This is a genomic window from Ignavibacteriota bacterium, from assembly GCA_016713565.1.
Taxonomy (GTDB): Bacteria; Bacteroidota; Ignavibacteria; order Ignavibacteriales; family Melioribacteraceae.
Genome location: JADJOX010000005.1, coordinates 305,679 through 320,440, shown reverse-complemented (window position 1 = coordinate 320,440; position 14,762 = coordinate 305,679). Strand labels below are relative to the sequence as shown.

General features: G+C 30.7%; 11 protein-coding genes. 6 read left to right on the top strand and 5 right to left on the bottom strand.

What is annotated here, in order from left to right:
* Position 1: 1 nt before the first annotated feature.
* Positions 2 to 667 (bottom strand): hypothetical protein, encoded by a 666-nt coding sequence (locus tag IPK06_06010; GenBank protein ID MBK7979548.1) that lies wholly within the window; start codon positions 665 to 667, stop codon positions 2 to 4.
* A 57-nt stretch (positions 668 to 724) separates the two neighbouring features.
* On the opposite strand from IPK06_06010, the gene IPK06_06005 reads away from it, so the two are divergent.
* The 3 genes from IPK06_06005 to IPK06_05995 all read left to right on the top strand — a co-directional run bounded on the left by IPK06_06005 (position 725) and on the right by IPK06_05995 (position 4,561).
* Positions 725 to 1,447 carry a class I SAM-dependent methyltransferase gene (locus tag IPK06_06005; protein ID MBK7979547.1) on the top strand — a complete coding sequence of 241 codons (723 nt, stop codon included), beginning with the start codon at positions 725 to 727 and terminating at the stop codon, positions 1,445 to 1,447.
* A gap of 76 nt (positions 1,448 to 1,523) precedes the next feature.
* Positions 1,524 to 2,669: an acyl-CoA dehydrogenase family protein gene (locus IPK06_06000; protein ID MBK7979546.1), complete on the top strand. Its 1,146-nt coding sequence runs from the start codon at positions 1,524 to 1,526 to the stop codon at positions 2,667 to 2,669.
* 59 nt (positions 2,670 to 2,728) lie between these two features.
* Positions 2,729 to 4,561 (top strand): sensor histidine kinase, encoded by a 1,833-nt coding sequence (locus IPK06_05995; protein MBK7979545.1) that lies wholly within the window; start codon positions 2,729 to 2,731, stop codon positions 4,559 to 4,561.
* A 1-nt stretch (position 4,562) separates the two neighbouring features.
* On the opposite strand, the gene IPK06_05990 is transcribed toward IPK06_05995, so the two are convergent.
* The 4 genes from IPK06_05990 to smpB form a co-directional block, all read right to left on the bottom strand.
* On the bottom strand, positions 4,563 to 6,311 hold the full coding sequence (locus tag IPK06_05990; GenBank protein ID MBK7979544.1) for a DUF342 domain-containing protein: 1,749 nt from the start codon (positions 6,309 to 6,311) through the stop codon (positions 4,563 to 4,565).
* A gap of 185 nt (positions 6,312 to 6,496) precedes the next feature.
* Positions 6,497 to 8,152: an acyl-CoA carboxylase subunit beta gene (locus IPK06_05985; protein MBK7979543.1), complete on the bottom strand. Its 1,656-nt coding sequence runs from the start codon at positions 8,150 to 8,152 to the stop codon at positions 6,497 to 6,499.
* A 131-nt stretch (positions 8,153 to 8,283) separates the two neighbouring features.
* The gene (locus IPK06_05980; GenBank protein MBK7979542.1) at positions 8,284 to 9,492 is read right to left on the bottom strand and encodes a tyrosine--tRNA ligase; all 1,209 of its coding nucleotides are present in this window, start codon (positions 9,490 to 9,492) and stop codon (positions 8,284 to 8,286) included.
* Between the two features lie 132 nt (positions 9,493 to 9,624).
* Positions 9,625 to 10,080 (bottom strand): SsrA-binding protein SmpB, encoded by a 456-nt coding sequence (gene smpB, locus IPK06_05975; GenBank protein MBK7979541.1) that lies wholly within the window; start codon positions 10,078 to 10,080, stop codon positions 9,625 to 9,627.
* A 94-nt stretch (positions 10,081 to 10,174) separates the two neighbouring features.
* On the opposite strand from smpB, the gene IPK06_05970 reads away from it, so the two are divergent.
* The 3 genes from IPK06_05970 (at position 10,175) to IPK06_05960 (ending at position 14,728) form a co-directional block, all read left to right on the top strand.
* On the top strand, positions 10,175 to 12,016 hold the full coding sequence (locus IPK06_05970) for a cyclomaltodextrinase N-terminal domain-containing protein (protein MBK7979540.1): 1,842 nt from the start codon (positions 10,175 to 10,177) through the stop codon (positions 12,014 to 12,016).
* Between the two features lie 36 nt (positions 12,017 to 12,052).
* A complete protein-coding gene (locus IPK06_05965) occupies positions 12,053 to 13,558 on the top strand; it encodes an MFS transporter (GenBank protein MBK7979539.1) in 1,506 nt (501 codons plus the stop codon).
* A gap of 123 nt (positions 13,559 to 13,681) precedes the next feature.
* On the top strand, positions 13,682 to 14,728 hold the full coding sequence (locus tag IPK06_05960; protein MBK7979538.1) for a hypothetical protein: 1,047 nt from the start codon (positions 13,682 to 13,684) through the stop codon (positions 14,726 to 14,728).
* Positions 14,729 to 14,762: the final 34 nt, after the last annotated feature.

Sequence of the window (14,762 nt, the reverse complement as noted above, 5' to 3'; positions counted from 1 at the left end):
GTTAATTATAAGAAAAGTAAAATAAAGAATACAGCTTAAAAAAATCAGATGGATACAAATCTTTTTGATTCCTTAAAGATTTGCCAAAAAATTCACCGCAATAATTTGTCTGCAAATCTCTAAAATCAATTTTTCCACTAACCTTAAATGTTTCTTCAAACATTTCAACAAAGATTCCTAAAAATTTGGACAAATTTAAGAATGTTACGTTATATGATAAAAAAGCATTTCCAAAAAAATGCGCTACTTTGTCTTTGTCTTGATTTCCGCTTTCATTTGAATCGAAGTAAACCAATCCCGGGAGATTTTTATTTTTCTGCTGAAATAATTTTTCATCAACCGACGGCAGTCGTAAATTTATTTTAAGTTTTACTAATGGGATTGTGACAGGCATTCTATTGAAAGGAAGTGTTGAAAAGGTTAAAGCTAACAGAGCTTCTGAAATGTTTCCGTCATAAAAATTAAGTGCTTTCAAATAAAGTGTGTCAACAAGATTAATATCTTCATCGGTTTTATTTTTAAATTCTTCAGACGCAATATATTCTGAAAGGAATATCACGCCTTCTTCAAATGACCTTGTTTGGCATTGTGCATTTTTAAAAATAAAAATGGTTGTTAAAAATATAACGGCAAAAATATATTTTGAATTATCTATCTTTGTTTTCAAGATTTTGAAAAAATTATTAATTAAAATATTTTATTAAATAAGATATCTAAAAAATATATGAGTCAAAAATTTGATTATATAACTCACTATAAAATTGACGCTAAAGAATTTGATTATTTTGAAGAGAGGACAGGAGCAACCGAGCATGATGAAAGAAGAGTGCATGAATTTATTACTAGCAAAATACCAAATAAAATTGAAAACATTTTGGATGTAGGATGCGGTTCTGCTTGGGTTGCCGCAAAGTTCTCAGATAAAATAAATGTAACTTCGCTTGATTTAAGTCTGGAAAATGTGACAAAAGCAAAGTTGAGTTATCCGAACCTAAAACATACGCAAATTATAGCCGATTCATTATTACTTCCATTTTCAGATAACAGTTTTGACGTTGTTGTTGCTTCGGAAATAATTGAACATATTTATTACCCCGAAGAATTTGTAAATGAACTTTTTAGAGTTGTAAAACAAAACGGAAAACTAATTATAACAACACCTTATAAAGAAAAATTGAGATATTATTTATGTATTCATTGTAATAAAAAAACTCCGGTTCACGCACATATTCACTCATTTGACGAAAAAATTTTACTAAATTTTTGTACATCTGCAAATCTAAAAGAAATAAAATGGACCACTTTTGGAAACAAATTTTTGATTTTTCTGCGGACTTATATCATTCTTAAATATTTACCGTTTCCGATGTGGAAATTTGTTGACGCACTTTTTAATAAATTAAAAAACTTGCCTGTTCACATTATTGTAGAATATAAAAAAAATTAATTGTAATCATTCCCATCTTGATATATCACTATTAAAGTATTATTTTATAACAAAATATTAGAATATAAAATAATATATGGATTTCAACCTAAGTGAAGAACAGAATCTAATAAGAAAGACCGTTCGGGAATTTGCCGAACAGGAAATAAAACCGCTTGCGCAAGAATTAGATGAAAATGAAAAGTTTTCTCTTAAGCTTACCGAAAGAATGGGTGAAATAGGATTATTCGGAATGTACCTTCCAGAAAAATACGGCGGAAGCGGAATGGATACAACTTCATATATAATTGCCGTTGAAGAATTAGCTCGCATCGACGGATCTCAAGCTGCAACTTTAGCAGCTCATAATTCATTAGGAATTGGACCTATTTATTATTATGGAACAGAAAATCAAAAGACAAAATATTTACCTAAATTGTGTGATGGAAAGGCTCTTTGGTCTTTTGGTTTAACAGAACCTGAAGCCGGATCAGATTCAAGAGGAACTAAAACAACAGCTAAATTGACTGATGGATTTTGGATAGTAAACGGCTCAAAAATTTTTATTACAAACGGCTCAACAGAAATTACTGCCGGTTCAACCGTTCAAACTGTAACCGGTGAAATAAATGGTAAAAAAATATTTTCAACAATTATAATTGAAAATGGAACGAAAGGTTTTACATCAAATGAAATGAAACGAAAAATGATGTGGAGAGCTTCTAACACTTCAGAATTATTTTTTGATGATTGCAGAGTTCCCGAAGAAAATCTTTTGGGCGAAATTGGAGAAGGTTCCCACATTATGCTCAGCACTTTAGATAACGGCAGATTATCTATTGCAGCAATGGGTTTAGGGCTTGCGCAAGGCGCGTATGAAATGGCTTTAAAATATTCTAATGAACGGAAACAGTTTGGACGATCAATTTCAAAGTTTCAAATTATTGCTTTTAAACTTGCGGATATGGCATTGAAAATTGAATTGGGAAGAAATTTGCTTTACAAAGCGTGTTGGTTAAAAGATTCAAAAAAATCTTTTGCAAAAGAAGCTGCCATGGCCAAACTTTATTGTTCTGAAATTGCAAAGGAAGTTGCGGATGAAGCCGTTCAGATTCATGGAGGTTACGGATTAATGAAAGAATATAACATAGAAAGATTTTATAGAGATCAGCGTTTGCTCCAAATTGGCGAAGGAACTTCAGAAATTCAAAGATTGATAATTTCTCGTTATATTGGCTGCTGATAAAAATAAAATATAATTTTATTATTCCTTAACTTAAATGTTTCTATTTGGGCGCGGATATGAAAAACTTATTTGTAATCTTATTAGTAATTACATCTATTGTTATTAGTTTATTTTTATCCTATTTACTTTATCAAGAGTTTGAAGAAAGAACTCTTTTGATTTATGATGAGCAACAGAAAATTTTTCTTACTCAATTATCCGTTTCAATAGAAAATAACTTCGGTGAAATTACCAAATCATTAGAATATTTTTCCAAAAAAGAAAATATCGTTGATTTAAACGATGGAATGAAAAGAGAATTTCAAAATTATTATGAATCTCATTATAATGAAATCTATGGAATTACTCGTGTTTCGGAATTTGGAAAAATAATATATACATTTCCTTTTATTGATTCAGTAATCAATGCGGATGTATCTGCGCAAGAGCATAACAAAAAAATTATGTCAAACTTCAAACCGGTAATCAGCGAACCTTTCACATCATTACAGGGTAACAAAACAATTGCAATTGCCTATCCTATTTTTAAAAACGGAAAATATAAAGGCTCAATTTCTCTGCTTATCAAATTTGATAATTTAATTGACAATTTTGTAAATCCAATAATTGGTTTGAAGGATTTTACAGGAGTTATTTTAAGTAAAAATGGTGAAGAAATTTATTTTACAAAAAGTAACAACTCAAAAAATATTGATGACAACTTAATTGAAATAGCAGATATAAAAAGAAAAATTAATGACTTGGTCAACGGCGATATTCAAAAATTTAATTTTTCAATCTTTACTTCAAAACTTAGTGGTATTGAAAAACAATATGCTTTTAATAAAATAAATTTAGGTAATACATTTTGGATTGTTGGATCATCATTCGATCTAATAAATGTTCTTCAAATTAACCGATCATTTGCTTTAAAATTAACATTGATTTTTTTTACAGTTGTTTTGTTTTTTTCAGTATTGGCTTACTTGTTTTTTAAATCCGAACGTAAAAATGCAAAACTACTTAAAAATAAAGATGAAAAATATAAGATTGAATTGGAAAATATTGTTGAAAAGAGAACAAACGATTTAAACAATTTAAATAAATCACTTGAAGAGGACTTGCAATTACGAAAGCAAATTGAAAAACAGCTGATCTCCGCAATTGATAAAGCTGAAAAATCCGAAAAAATTAAAACAGATTTTCTTGCTCAAATGTCACATGAAATAAGAACGCCTATTAACACAATTTTAAGTTTTTCTAATTTGATTAAAGACGAAATGATTGATAAAGTAAGTGATGAATTAAAATACGGTTTTGGCGGAATTAACAGAGCAAGTAAGAGATTAATACGAACAATAGATTTAATTTTGAATATGGCAGATGTTCAAGCGGGAACTCATGAATACATTCCGAACAAATTTGACATTGCAGTTTTACTTAGAAAAATTTTAGATGAATACAAAGATCAGATTTTGGAAAAAGAACTTATTATAAAATTCCACAATAATGTTAAAAGTTCTGAGTTAATATCGGATGTTTATTCTGTTGAACAAATATTTTCAAATATAATAGATAATGCCGTAAAATTTACGGCTAAAGGATCAATTGAAATTGTTATAGACAAAAGTGAAAATAATTTTTTATTTGTATCCATTACTGACACGGGGATAGGAATAACTGAAGAATATCTTCCAAAAATTTTCAATGAATTTTCGCAGGAAGATATGGGTTATACCAGAAAATATGAAGGAAACGGTTTGGGTTTGGCTTTAGTAAAAAAATATTGTGAATTAAACAATGCGGTTATAACAGTAATCAGCAAAAAAGATTTCGGCTCAGCTTTTACCGTTACTTTTTTAAAATCTGAATTGCAGAAAGATATGGGTAAAGAAAAAATATCGGTTTAATCTATACAGCTATTACCTCATTATCTGCCGAAAGTACAAATGTTTTTGATCTCATAGGTTCTTTTACTTCAAAGAATCTACCATTAATTCCAATTTTAACACCAGGATAAATCATTCCATTTACAGAAACTTTTGAAGAAGTAGGAACATAAATTTCATTAGTCAATTTTAAATTCTGCTGTTTTATATTTTCAATTTCAGCAAGATAAGTTTTGTGTTCAGCTACTAATATTTTAACCTTTTCTTTGCATTGGTCATTCAGTCTTTTCATTTGAGCAAATTCAAATAATACTTTGTCAACTTCTTCAAGCTTTTTTCTAAGCTCGGTTTGTTTATGTTTATTATCCATTATTGAATTTCTTTTTAAATAATCAAAACCAACTTCCACAATAGTTTCTGATTCACTAGAATTGCCAAGAGAATACACATCCAAAAAATCACCGGCAATTGAATGTCCTCCAACAATTACGGTTTTATTTCCTTTGCAAGTAATTTTTGATTTAACAAACAGCTGTGCATTTAATGCTTCTTTCAATATTGTTAAAGAACCTCTTGAGAAAATTTTTTGATTTTCTACAAATTTTACCTCGACATCGCCTACGGCATTTATAATTCCATTTCCTTTACCCAAAAATCCGCCGTGTACAATTACATTTTCTCCGGCTACAATATTTGCGTCTCCAACGTATCCGTCTATTTCAATATCTTTTGTTAGATTAAGTGTAAACTCGTTATTTACGTTTCCTTTTACTTTTAATGATCCTTTGCTTATAATGTTACCTGACTTAAAATCAATATCTCCATTTATGGTGAAAGTATCAGTTATGGAAATAGATGATTCTTTCAAGTCAAGAAATCCATCCAGTGAAGCCGTAATTTTTCTTTCATCATCTTCTGAAAATTTTATATTTGCACCTAATTTAATTTTTAATTCCTTACCTGCAATTGGCGGAACTTTTTTCCCAAAAATATTTATTCCATCCTCTCCATTTGTAGGTGGATGAATTATTGCTATTGTTTCACCATCTTTTACAGAAATCACGGGATTTATTTTATGAAATTCATCACAATTCAAGTTTTCCATTTTTTCTTTATTCTTAGTACAATTTTCTAACCAACCGTCCATTCCATTAACTGGATATTTGCCTTCTGCGACAAAAATATTGGAAATCTTTTTTTTGTTTACTTTAACACTTTCTAATTTTTCTAGGATTAAAGAATTGTTGATTTCTTCCGTTACTCCTAAACTTAGAATTTTATTAACAATATCACCAAGCGAGGGAATAGGATTATCGCCGACTGAAGGATAAATATCAACAAAGACTTTCATCGCATCATCGGATATTTTAACTTCAGCTGAACCATGAAGACTAATTGGGATAATTTTCGGTCTATGGTTTTCAATTACAAATAATCCATCTTCTAAAGCGATGTAATCTTTTCCTCTTTGCTCAATGTTGGAATTATCGTCATGAAAATCGGGGTTAATTTCAAATATAATTTTTGATCCGTTTGATTGTGCATTTTCATTTTCCGGTTTTTCCGGTTCTTCGACAAAGTATCTGAAAATGGGATCAGTTTTTTTTATAACTTTTAATTTTTCAATCGGGGCTTCAATTCTGGTTAAATATATTTTTGAACCTGGAATAAACGCTGGAATTTTTTGAGCTATTTCATCATCAATAGGTTTTACAAAAAGTTCAGCTTTTTGAAGATTTTGTTTTGTTGTTTTTTGATTAAATATAGACATATATTAATTTTAACGAATTAGAAAAAGATAATTTTATTAATAATCGAATTATTTTTATAATAATATAGAATGTACTTTAATAGTTTTTTGCGGTTTTAAGAATATTAGCGAGTTAAATCGAGTTATTATTTTAAAATACGGATTAACTTAAGTTGTTTGCAAAATTATTCAGCTGATTTTATAACTTATGTTTGTATTACACCGACGTTGAATTTATCTAAATTAGGATTATTATTTGCAATTTCAATTGATTTTGAAATGTACTCTCTCGTCTCTGCCGGATCAATTATTTCATCAACCCAAAGCCTGGCTGCCGCATAAAGCGCAGTACTTTTCTCATCATAAGACTTTTGAATTTCACTTAACAAATTTATTTTATCAGCTTCACTGAATTTTTTACCGTTTTTTTCCATTTGTTTTACTTTTATATCCAATAAAACATTGCTTGCTTGTGTTCCGCCCATAACAGAAATTTTTGCGTTTGGATACGCAAATATAAATCTTGGATCATAAGCTTTTCCGCACATGGCATAATTTCCGGCGCCGTAACTATTTCCAACAATAATTGTGATTTTAGGAACAACGGAATTTGCGACAGCGTTTACCATTTTTGCACCGTCTTTTATTATGCCTCCATGTTCGGCTTTACTACCGACCATAAATCCGGTTACATCTTGCAGAAAAATTAACGGAATCTTTCTTTGATTACAGTTCATGATAAACCGAGTTGCTTTGTCTGCAGAATCTGAATAAATTACTCCGCCAATCTGCATTTCACCTTTTTCGGTCTTTACAATTTTTCTTTGATTTGCTACTATTCCAACAGACCATCCGTCAATTCTTGCATAAGCTGTAATTATTGTTTTTCCAAAACCGGCCTTATATTCATCAATTTCGGAATTATCTACAATTCTTGAAATCAAATCATAAGTATCATACTGATCGAGTTGTGCTTCGGGCAATATTCCATATATTTCATTTTTATCAAAGTGTGGATTAAGCGGTTTTATTCTGTTAAAATTGGCCTTTGGAGTTTCGGCAAATTTATTCGTTATGGATCTAATTTGACTTAAACATTCTTCATCATTTTTTGAAATATAATCAGTCACTCCAGAAATATTTGTTTGAACCAAAGCACCGCCAAGGCTTTCATTATCAATAACTTCACCAATTGCGGCTTTAACCAAATGAGATCCGGCGAGGAATACTGATCCAGTTCCTTCAACTATAAAACTTTCATCGCTCATTATCGGCAAATAAGCTCCGCCTGCAACACACGGTCCCATTATTGCTGAAATTTGAGGTATTCCCATCGAAGATATTTTCGCATTATTTCTAAAAATTCTGCCAAAATGTTCTTTATCCGGAAAAATTTCATCCTGAAGAGGAAGGAAAACGCCGGCGCTATCTACTAAATAAATAATAGGTAAATGATTTTCAACCGCAATTTCTTGAGCTCTTAGGTTTTTCTTTGTTGTGATTGGAAACCATGCTCCTGCTTTAACGGTAGCGTCGTTTGCTACAATTAAAAAGTTTTTTTCATTTATTTTCCCAATTCCAAAAATTGTTCCGCTGCTTGGTGCTCCGCCAAATTCCTCGTATATTTCATGTGCGCAAAATGTATTCAGCTCAAAGAAATTTGAATTATCATCAATCAATAATTTTATTCTTTCGCGCGCCGTTAATTTACCTTTTTTGTGATGATTATCTATTGAAGATTTTCCGCCGCCTAATTCAGTTTTTTCTCGAATTAAGTTTAATTTATGTAGTATATTCTTGTTGTATTGTTCTCGTTTAAAAAAATCTTTAAGGTTTTCTTTTTGTTCACCAATCTTTATCATTCGAATTCCTTTATCTTATTGTAAATAAAGGTGTTGCATTTGTTAATTAAAGTTATTTCCCAATAATTATAATTTGAGATAAAAATAAATTTTTATATTTAAAGCCACATAATATTGGAAATGTAATTCTATTAAAATGATAATTTTACAAATTTACGTTTCCCGACTTTAAGAACACTTCCATCGGAAATATTAACCAATAATTTTGGATCATCAATTTTATTTCCGTCAATTGAAACCCCTCCCTGCATTACTAGTCTTCTCGCTTCGCCGCGTGAAGGAGCAAGTTCAGCTTTCATAATTAGATCAATAATATCAACATCTTTTTCAGAAATTTTCAATTCCGGAATATCATCCGGAACGCCTTTATTTATAAATATTTTATCAAACTCCGCTTCTGCGTTTTGAGCGGCTTCCAACGAATGATACATCTCAACAAATTTTCTTGCCAAAGCTCTTTTTGTATTTCTTGGATTATTATTAGAATCAGCAAGTGTGCTTTTTATTTCATTTAATTCTTGAGGAGAAATATCTGTTCCAAGTTCAAAATAAGTATAAATTAATTCATCCGGAATTGATAGAGTTTTCCCGTAAATATCTTGCGGCGTATCATCTATACCAATATAATTTCCGTATGATTTGCTCATTTTTTCTGTACCGTCTGTGCCAACTAAAAGCGGCATTGTTAAAATTGCTTGAGCCTCAACTCCGTATTCACGTTGTATATCACGACCCACTAACAAATTAAATTTCTGATCGGTTCCTCCAAGTTCTAGGTCGCTTTCAATCGCAACAGAATCCATTGCTTGAGCCAATGGATAAAGTAATTCATGCATGCTTATAGGTATTCCCCCGTGAAATCTTTTTGTAAAATCATCTCTTTCCAACATTCGTGCTACCGTATATTTTGAAGCTAATTTTATAACATCCTGAAAATTCATTTTTCCTAACCAGTCGGAATTATTTACAATTTTTGTTTTTTCAGGATCAAGAATTTTTTTTGCCTGATGCCAATAACTTTTGGCATTTTCCTGAGCTTCTTCAAATGTTAAGGGCGGTCTTGTTGCGTTTCTGCCAGATGGATCACCAATCATTGCGGTAAAATCACCAATTATCAAAATTGCGGTATGGCCAAGTTTTTGAAATTGAGCTAATTTTCTCAATACAACTGAATGTCCAATATGTAAATCGGGTCTGGTCGGATCACAGCCTAATTTAATTTTTAACGGTTTATTTTCTGCTCTTGATTTTTCTAATTTCTGAATTAATTCTTCTTCGGGGATAATTTCAGAAGCGCCTCTTTTAACAATTTCTAACTGTTCTTTAACGGGTAAAAACATATTCTCTGATCTCTCAATAATTTAAAATATATTAAAAACAATTTTAACAGGTCATTATTAATTTTATTTCTAAATATGCGAATGAAAATAATAAAATAATTCTCACATTCTTAAAATGACCATTACATTTATTTACAATTTAATTTTTCTTTCCGCTTCACGCTGCATGTCTTTTTTTGCAATTGCTTCTCGTTTATCGTAAGATTTCTTTCCCTTTGCAACCGCAAGTTCAACTTTAACTTTGCCCTTTGAAAAATACAGACTCAATGCAATTAAGGTGTTGCCTTTTTCTTTTACTTGTCTGTCCAATTTTCGTATTTCACTTTTTGAAAGAAGTAACTTTCTATCCCGTATTGGATCATGGTTAAATCTGTTTCCGTGCGTGTAAACATTAATATTTGAACCAATCAACCAAACTTCACCGTTGGAGTCAATTTTGGCATAACAATCGACCAAACTTGCCTTGTGCTCCCGGCAAGATTTAACTTCAGTACCAACTAATACAATTCCGGCTTCCAAAGTTTGGAGAATTGCATAATCATGCCGTGCTTTTCTGTTAACTGTAATATTCTTTGTTTCTTCTTTCATATCTTTTTTTTAAGAAAAATAAAGTTATTTTTAATGGCTATTAAATGCAAGATTTGAATTTTATAAATTTTTCTTATCAAATAAATTGACGATTATGAAATTTAAAAATGTTCTCACATATTTAATAATTTTCACAAATATTTTTTATGGACAATCACCTAAGATAAACAAAGTAGAACCTCCAAATTGGTGGAGCGGACATTTGTTTAATAAAATACAATTAATGATCTACGGTGAAAATTTAGCACACGCTAATTTAACCTCACTTAGCAATAAAATAAATGTAACTTCAATTCCAAATAAAAACGATAATTATTTATTTGCGGAAATTGAAATAACAAATTCAGCCGAACCCAATTATTATAATTTTCTGCTAACTAATAAATTTGGCGTCGATACAATAAAATATCAATTGTTAGAGCGTAATGAAACTGAAAATATTCATCAGGGATTTTCAACAAATGACGTTATATATTTAATCTTTCCGGATCGTTTTGTTAATGGCGATACTTCAAATGATTTTATTTTTAATAATAGTGAAGAGTTTAAGTTTAATGATCTAAATGGAAGACATGGCGGAGATATTCAAGGGATAATTAATAAGTTGGATTATTTGAAGGATTTAGGCATTTCCGCCATTTGGATTACTCCGCTCACTGAAAATAATATGTCAATGAGCTATCATGGCTATTCATGTACCGATCTGTATAAAATTGATCCTCGTTTTGGCACGAATGAGCTTTATAAAAAACTTGTATATGAAGCACATAAACGGGGAATTAAAATCATTCTTGACCACGTTGCAAATCATATTGGAAGCAACCATGAATGGATTAAAAATCCGCCAACTCCGACATGGATAAACGGAACAGTTGAAAATCATCTGCCAGCTGAACATGATAAAGTAATATATGTTGATATTCATGCCGATAAAAGTAAAATAGCAAATGCAAATAAGGGATGGTTCATTGATACAATGCCGGACTTAAACCAAACCGATTCCTTGCTTGCGGAATACATTATTCAAAATACAATTTGGTGGATTGAATACTCCGGATTAGATGGAATTCGCGAAGATACTTATCCTTACTCTGATCAGAATTTTATGTCAATTTGGGCAGAAACAATTTTACAAAATTATCCAAAGTTAAATATTGTCGGTGAAGTATGGAAAGGCGATCCGGCGGTTCTGGCAAAGTTTCAAACAAAAAATTATTTTCCCAAAGAATTTGATTCAAACCTTCCGGTTGTAACGGACTTTGCTATAAGAGATGTTCTTTATAATTATATGGAAGGAAAGACAGGACTTTTGAAAATTTATGAAACCTTTGGGCAGGATTTTGTTTATTCCAATCCGGATAACTTGTTGACTTTTTTTGATAATCATGATACTGACCGTGGAATGTATGCCGCAAAATGGAATATGGAAAAATTTAAAAAAGCTTTAACAATTGTTCTAACAACTCGAGGAGTTCCACAAATATTTTATGGAACAGAAATCGGATTGGACGGTGGGGGGCATCATGGAAAAATTAGAGAGGAATTTCCGGGCGGTTTTCCGAACGATTCGTTAAACGCGTTTTTCGAAGATGGTCGAAATTCAAATCAGAATGAAATTTATAATTTTACAAAGAAACTGTTAAATCTTAGAAAACAAAACAAGGCTTTAAGGGAGGGTAAGTTTGTACAATACTGCCCTAAAGATGACATTTATGTTTATAAAAAAGTTTTAGAAAATGTGGAAATTGTTATATTTTTGAATGATAAAACTAAGGATAATTTTATTGATCTTGGAAATTATACTAATGATGATGATCTGAATAATATGGATATTAAAAATCTACTTGATGAAAATTTGCAAAAATTAGTTGTCAAAAATAATATTATACTAACGGGCAATTCCATTTCAATTTGGGAAATTAAACACATTAAATAAATTTTTTTAATCTCTCAAAATAATATTGAGGATAAAATGTTAGACATCCAGAAAAAATTGACAAACACATTTTATGCAATGCTTGCACTTCCCGCAACCGCAGTTGGATTTGCTCTTTCCACACAAATTGCCGCGTTAAGTTGGATACTGAATAAAAAGTACGGTTTGAACATTCATGAAGTTGCGTTTGTTTGGTTGGCCGGACCATTGGCTGGAATATTCGGGCAGGTTATTGTAGGAATGATAAGTGATAATGTTTGGTTTTTAAATGGAAGAAGACGACCTTTTATTATGATTGGCGGAATAATCGGCTCGCTTATGTTTTTGGCACTGCCGCAAATTGGAGTAATTTCAAAAGCGAGTGGGATTACTAGTATAATTTTAATTGCATCGATAATTGCGCTTTTACTGGATCTTTCTATAAATGTAACTTTTAATCCCGCAAGGTCAATTATAGCGGATCTTACTCCTGAAGGAAAAAAACGAACATCCGGTTATGTTTGGATGCAGGTTATTTCTGGCACTTTTGGAGTTTTGGCTTATTTTCTTTCTATGGTTTACGGCAATGAAACTTTACTGCTTATAGCGGCAATATTTGTTTTGGCTTGTTCAGTCTTCCCAATTCTGTTAATTGAGGAACCAAAAGAATTACCGGGTTTTATTGAATCTAAAAAAGATTCTCATTCAATATTAGGTATCATTAAATCAATATTTCCATTATATGGGTTTTTGGTTTTCGGTATTTTCAGTTTAATATTTCACTTTTATCAAAATGAACTTCGTTCTGTTCACAACACATTGTTAGTTTTAAGTTTGGTATATACCGTTGTTGTTGGAATTTATATTATTTTAAAAAGTAGAAAAAATGAATCGGATAACATTGAATTTCAAAAAATAATGCTGGCTCATACATTTACATGGATAGCCTTTCAAAGCATGTTTGTAATGACTGGTTTTTTTATTGATAAGCAAATAATACCTAACATTGATCTTACAGATGTATTTGCAAATAAATTTGCGGAATTTTTAACTGGTGTTGCTCAAACAAAAGATACTACAACCGGAAATATTGTTTCTTTAGGATTTCTGATTTTAAATGCCGTCGGCGCGGTATTTCCAATGGTATTATCTTCGCTTGCAAAAAAAATCGGAAGAGTAAAAACTTATACTTTTGCTTTAGCATTTAGCGCAATAGGATATTTTTATATCGCGTTTCTCGGAAAGTTCGAAGGAAATTTTTATTTCGGAATGTTTTTAACGGGAATTGGCTGGTCCGCTGTTATATCAATTGTGTTCTCAATTGTTACCGAAAGAGTTAACCAAAATAAAATGGGATTGTTTATGGGAATTTTCAACCTTGCGGTTGTTCTTCCACAAATGATGAGTCAAGGCGTGGCAAACATTATTTCCGAAACTCAGAATTACCAATTATTATATATTCTTTGCGGTATTTTCATTTGTCTATCCGTTGTTTTTTGGCTATTTATAAAGGAACCACGATCAACAGTGAATATTCGTTCAAATGTTAAAGGAGGACATTAATAATTAAATATCAACGATTTATTTAATTATTAACAAAAATTTCACTTCTTATTTAAGGTAAGTTGACACTTCTAAATTTTACTATTTATTCGATAGTAGATCATAATTTATTTTATTTATTAGATGCTCAAATACATTTTTCTTCTTTTATTATCATCAATTTCGTTTTCGCAAAATTCAAATTATGATTTTAGCGGTATGCATAAATTTTGGGAAATAGTCGATATTTTAAAAACTAATAAAGAACCTGCAAATTCCGAATGGAACGAATTGTTTAACACACCGGGTTATAAAGTTTTAACAAGCGGCGAATTTACGAGACAGTTTTTTATTGAAAATTTTAAACTCGTTTTTATGCCTTCAAAGCAAAATGAATTAAATGAAGCGTTAAAAAACGGTAAAAATTTAAATCACCTTACTCATTTTATTAAAGTAAGAGATAACAGAAAAATAATTTCCGATCAACAGAGTAAGTTGATGGCAAATAATTTTTCTCAAACTGCGGTAAAACGAACTTTGGAATTCTTGCCTCAATCAAATGTCGATCAGCTTCCACCTGTATCGTTTGTAATTTTTGAAAACAACGGAAGAGGTTCATCACCAATTGTTGTTGATTTGTGCGCTTCTTTAGAATGGGATTTCATGAGTTTCTTATCGCATGAATTTCATCATTGGTATAGAAACAGACAAGTGCAAATCAATTATAATAAAGTTTCTGAGGATGATGAGATATTAATTAACGCGTTAGCAAAGATTGAAGCAGAAGGAATTGCAGATATGGTGGATAAAAGAGATTGGTTTACCAAATCAAGTAAATCAATTTCAATATATGCAAAACAATTTATAAATGATGTTGGAAATTCACCGTATGTAATAAATAAAATTGACGAATATTTATCTGGACTTAATTCCAACCTAAAAAATATTAAAGTTATCGGTCGAAATATACTGGAAGTTTTACCGCAGCAAGGACATACCACAGGTTATTTTATGGCAAGTTTAATTTTGGAAAAGGAAGGTAAAAATGAAATTGTAAAATGTGTTGGAAATCCATTTAAATTTATTCACCTCTATAATTCCGCGGCGAAAAAAAGCAATAATCGGTATCCTCAGTTTTCTAATAAATCGATTGAAAATCTGGAAATTCTTGAAAAGAAATTTTCAAAGTAATTTCTCTTCAATTTCTAATTTTCACATCAAATAA

What these genes read in the sequence shown, in the direction of transcription:
- IPK06_05970 (MBK7979540.1), top strand. Translation starts at nt 10,175, where the DNA reads ATGAAATTTAAAAATGTTCTCACATATTTAATAATTTTCACAAATATT.
- IPK06_05960 (MBK7979538.1), top strand. Translation starts at nt 13,682, where the DNA reads ATGCTCAAATACATTTTTCTTCTTTTATTATCATCAATTTCGTTTTCG.
- IPK06_05965 (MBK7979539.1), top strand. Translation starts at nt 12,053, where the DNA reads ATGTTAGACATCCAGAAAAAATTGACAAACACATTTTATGCAATGCTT.
- smpB (MBK7979541.1), bottom strand. Translation starts at nt 10,080, where the DNA reads ATGAAAGAAGAAACAAAGAATATTACAGTTAACAGAAAAGCACGGCAT.
- IPK06_05995 (MBK7979545.1), top strand. Translation starts at nt 2,729, where the DNA reads ATGAAAAACTTATTTGTAATCTTATTAGTAATTACATCTATTGTTATT.
- IPK06_05980 (MBK7979542.1), bottom strand. Translation starts at nt 9,492, where the DNA reads ATGTTTTTACCCGTTAAAGAACAGTTAGAAATTGTTAAAAGAGGCGCT.
- IPK06_06005 (MBK7979547.1), top strand. Translation starts at nt 725, where the DNA reads ATGAGTCAAAAATTTGATTATATAACTCACTATAAAATTGACGCTAAA.
- IPK06_06000 (MBK7979546.1), top strand. Translation starts at nt 1,524, where the DNA reads ATGGATTTCAACCTAAGTGAAGAACAGAATCTAATAAGAAAGACCGTT.
- IPK06_05990 (MBK7979544.1), bottom strand. Translation starts at nt 6,311, where the DNA reads ATGTCTATATTTAATCAAAAAACAACAAAACAAAATCTTCAAAAAGCT.
- IPK06_05985 (MBK7979543.1), bottom strand. Translation starts at nt 8,152, where the DNA reads ATGATAAAGATTGGTGAACAAAAAGAAAACCTTAAAGATTTTTTTAAA.